Consider the following 202-nt stretch of genomic DNA (forward strand, 5'->3'; position numbering starts at 1 on the left):
GCTTGCCGCGCTCGATGGTGAACTCGATGTCGCACAGGTCCCGGTAGTGCTCCTCGAGCTTGGCCATGATGGCCATCAGCTCGTCGTACGCCGGCTTGTCGAGCTCCTCGAGGGCCTGCAGCGGCACCGTGTTGCGGATGCCGGCCACGACGTCCTCGCCCTGCGCGTTGGCCAGGTAGTCGCCGTACACGCCGGGCTCGCC

General features: G+C 68.3%; 1 protein-coding gene. It reads right to left on the bottom strand.

Annotated features, from left to right (window positions below; translation table 11 throughout):
* A partial coding sequence (locus OP18_RS51015; protein WP_156090392.1) for a PEP/pyruvate-binding domain-containing protein occupies positions 1-202 on the bottom strand: 202 nt, incomplete at both ends.

Source organism: Dactylosporangium aurantiacum (genome assembly GCF_000716715.1).
GTDB classification, from domain to species: domain Bacteria; phylum Actinomycetota; class Actinomycetes; order Mycobacteriales; family Micromonosporaceae; genus Dactylosporangium; species Dactylosporangium aurantiacum.